Consider the following 3,009-nt stretch of genomic DNA (forward strand, 5'->3'; position numbering starts at 1 on the left):
AAGCGCAGCTCGTTCACGGCCAGCGGTTCGCGCCGAGAGAGCCGACCCACGCATGTGGGGTTCTTGATCGCCGAGGCCGGCACGTCGAGCGTGGCGAGCATCTCCTCGAAGCTGGACTTGTCTTCCACGGTGTCGAGCATGTCGGCCAGTGACATCAGACGCGTGCCGTCCAGCTTGTCGGTGATGAAGGAGTAGAAGTTGTCGCGGCGCTGCTCGCCGTCGACGAGCAGGTCCACGCCGGCGGCGATCTGCGCCTCGACGCAGCGGCGCACTTCGGTGTCGGCGAGGCGCTCGAAGTCGGCGCGCGCGAGGCGGCCGGCCTGCTTCTCGCGCAGCGCGCGCAGCAGCGCGGGCGAGCGCGGCCAGCTGCCGACCTGGGTCACCGTGAACATCGCATCTCCTCTTCGCAGGTGCCTCAGACCAGGCTGAGGCGCAGGTCCACCGCCACCGCCTTGCGCAGGGTGGCGAGCAAGGGCGAGCGCGCCTGGGCACTCAGCCAGGCGGCCTGGGCGGCCGCCTCGTCATCCGGAGTCGAGAGGAAGCACTTCACCTCGATGCGCGCGAGGGCGGGGTCGCCCTCGGCGAGACCGAGGTGCGCGAGCACGTCGTGCAGGCGGCCGCGCACGGTGAGCTCGATGTCGTCGGCCGTGAGGCCGGCCTGCGCGCAGGCATTGGCAAAGCCGGCGGCGAGGTCGGCGCCCAGCGCGCCGAGCAGGTACTCGACCGCGCTGGGGTGCGCGTCACGCTCCTCGAAGCTGGCCGCCTGGCCGGCCGCGAAGCTGAAGTTGCGGCAGTAGACGCTCGAGGCCTGCGGGCCCGTGACGCGCACGCGCGCCCGCCACTCGTAGTCGCGGGCGCGCGCCTTGTCGCGGGCGAGGGCGGCGTCCTCGGCGGGCGCCGCCGCGCCCCGGCGGATGAAGTAGCGCGCGCTGCCGGGGCCGTCCCCGTCGAGGCGGCCGAGGTACTCGTGGCCGACCATCCGGCACCAGGGCGGCAGGTCGTCGCCCACGGTCGGTTCGCGACTGCGCATCTCGAGGATCTCGCCCGCGGCGACCGTCTGCATGTGCTCGCGGATGAGCAGCACCAGGCCCGAGCCGCAGTCGAGGTCGCCGCCGTCGAAGACGGCCGCGGGGACGAGGCGCCTGAGATCCGGCTGATCGGCCATGGCGTCGCCTAGTAGCCGACGCAGGACGGGCTCTCGGCGAGCCACTCCACCAGGGCCGCGCCACCCGCCGGCGCCGCCCCCGCGACGAGCGCGTCGGGCTCGATGCCGCGCTTCTTCAGGCAGGGCGTGCAAACGAGCAGCTTGCCGCCGCCGGCGATGAACTTGTCGACCAGCTCCTTGAGCGGAGCGAAGGGCGCGCCGATCGAGACCTTCTCGGCCTCGCCCTTGACCGCGGCCCAGACGCCATCCGCGCTCAGGAAGACGAGCGTCTCCTTGTCGCTGCCCAGCGCCGCGTTCGCGACGACGAAGCCCAGGGTGACGCGGTCGTTGCTCTCGCGGCTCGACGCGATGGTGACGCAGAACTTTCCGGCCATGACGATCCTCCTCGTGCTATTGCGCGGCGCCGCCGCGCGCTTCGATCAGGTAGTGGGGGTGCGCCGCCTCGAGCAGGCGATGCCCGGTCAGGCGACACCAGGTGGGCAGCTCCATCGGCGCGCCGGGACTGGCGGACACGACGAGCACGCGCGCCCCGCCGGGCAGGGCCTGGAAGTGCCCGCGCAGCTCGAGCAGCAGCTCGCCGCACTCGCGCTCGCCGCCCTCGAAGACGCTGTCGCAGTGCCAATCCGGACGCGCGGACACGCCGCCCCCTCGGGGCTGGCCCGCCGCGGTCAACGAGGCCGGTGTGAAGTAGCCGTCAGTCCGCCGCGCACGCCTGCGGGGCGCGGTGGGGGATCTGCCGAAGGGATGGTCTCAACCGCCGGGACACAGACCTGTGCCCACTCGCGATCGCAGCCCTCAGGTGGCTCGGCGCACAGGTCTCTCTCCGCGGGAGCGTGATGGGCGGCCGATCGGGGTCTCCGGGGCCGCCAGCGCCCGTGAGCATAGCACAGGACAGGGGTGTCCGGGCAAGTGGCCCCGCCGGTCGGGCCGGGCGCCACTGGACGGCCCCGGCTCTGCCGTGCTAGCTTACAGCTCCCCTCACGCTCCCCGCTGCGGCTCCGGCGCGGCGCTCAGCGCCCACCGCAGCCACGAAGCTGTCGTTCCTCCGGCGTCCTGGCGCCGGGTTCGCTATGTCACTCTGTGCTCCGGAGCGTCGCCATGTCGCGTGAGCCTGCCCTCGGCCATCGTCCCGATCCCTACGAGAACTATCAGATGCCGATCGAGCCCTTCAAAGGCTCGCCGGAGGAAGTCGAGCGCCAGTGGTTCGACAAGTGCTACAAGGGGCGCGGCGACTCGATCGCCCAGCTCACCTGGCGGGCGGTGATCATGGGCTCGGTGCTGGGTGGCATCCTGTCGCTGACGAACCTCTACATCGGCCTCAAGGCCGGCTGGGGCTTCGGCGTCGCGATCACGGCCTGCATCCTCTCCTACGCGATCTGGACGACCTTCCACAGGATCGGCCTCGCGCGCACGAAGATGACGATCCTCGAGAACAACTGCATGCAGTCGACGGCCAGCTCGGCCGGCTACTCGACGGGCGGCACGCTGATCTCGGCCTTTGCCGCCTACATCATGCTAAACGGCCAGTCGCTGCCCATTCCCCTGATGCTCGGCTGGATCTTCTTCCTCGCCGTGCTGGGCGTCACGATGGCCGTGCCGATGAAGCGGCAGATGATCAACATCGAGCAGCTTCGTTTCCCGAGCGGCATCGCCGCGGCGGAGACGCTGCGCGCGCTGCACTCCACCGGCGACAAGGGCGCGCGTGCCGCACGGGCGCTGGGCATCGCCGGGCTGGTCGCGCTGGTGCACAAGTTCTGGAACGAGGGCCTGCACCTGCTGAACTCGACCTGGGCGCGCTTCGAGCTGCAGAACCTCGAGAACGGGTGGAACGAGAAGCTCTTTGG

General features: G+C 71.1%; 5 protein-coding genes. 1 reads left to right on the plus strand and 4 read right to left on the minus strand.

The window, feature by feature from the left end; translation table 11 throughout:
* The 4 genes from FJ251_15070 to FJ251_15085 form a co-directional block, all read right to left on the minus strand.
* Positions 1 to 392: vitamin-B12 independent methionine synthase (locus FJ251_15070; GenBank protein MBM4119023.1), on the minus strand; the 392-nt coding region annotated here is incomplete at its 3' end.
* A 23-nt stretch (positions 393 to 415) separates the two neighbouring features.
* Complete coding sequence (locus FJ251_15075) at positions 416 to 1,165, minus strand: osmotically inducible protein OsmC (protein MBM4119024.1); 750 nt, start codon at positions 1,163 to 1,165, stop codon at positions 416 to 418.
* An 8-nt stretch (positions 1,166 to 1,173) separates the two neighbouring features.
* The gene (locus FJ251_15080) at positions 1,174 to 1,539 is read right to left on the minus strand and encodes a sulfur reduction protein DsrE (protein ID MBM4119025.1); all 366 of its coding nucleotides are present in this window, start codon (positions 1,537 to 1,539) and stop codon (positions 1,174 to 1,176) included.
* Positions 1,540 to 1,555: 16 nt separating this feature from the next.
* On the minus strand, positions 1,556 to 1,804 hold the full coding sequence (locus FJ251_15085) for a sulfurtransferase TusA family protein (GenBank protein MBM4119026.1): 249 nt from the start codon (positions 1,802 to 1,804) through the stop codon (positions 1,556 to 1,558).
* Between the two features lie 459 nt (positions 1,805 to 2,263).
* Here FJ251_15085 and FJ251_15090 point away from each other — a divergent pair.
* Positions 2,264 to 3,009 (plus strand): hypothetical protein (locus tag FJ251_15090; protein ID MBM4119027.1); only part of this gene is annotated, 746 nt, incomplete at its 3' end.

Source organism: bacterium (assembly GCA_016873475.1).
In the GTDB taxonomy this organism is placed as follows: domain Bacteria; phylum Krumholzibacteriota; class Krumholzibacteriia; order JACNKJ01; family JACNKJ01; genus VGXI01.

What these genes read in the sequence shown, in the direction of transcription:
- FJ251_15080 (MBM4119025.1), bottom strand. Translation starts at nt 1,539, where the DNA reads ATGGCCGGAAAGTTCTGCGTCACCATCGCGTCGAGCCGCGAGAGCAAC.
- FJ251_15075 (MBM4119024.1), bottom strand. Translation starts at nt 1,165, where the DNA reads ATGGCCGATCAGCCGGATCTCAGGCGCCTCGTCCCCGCGGCCGTCTTC.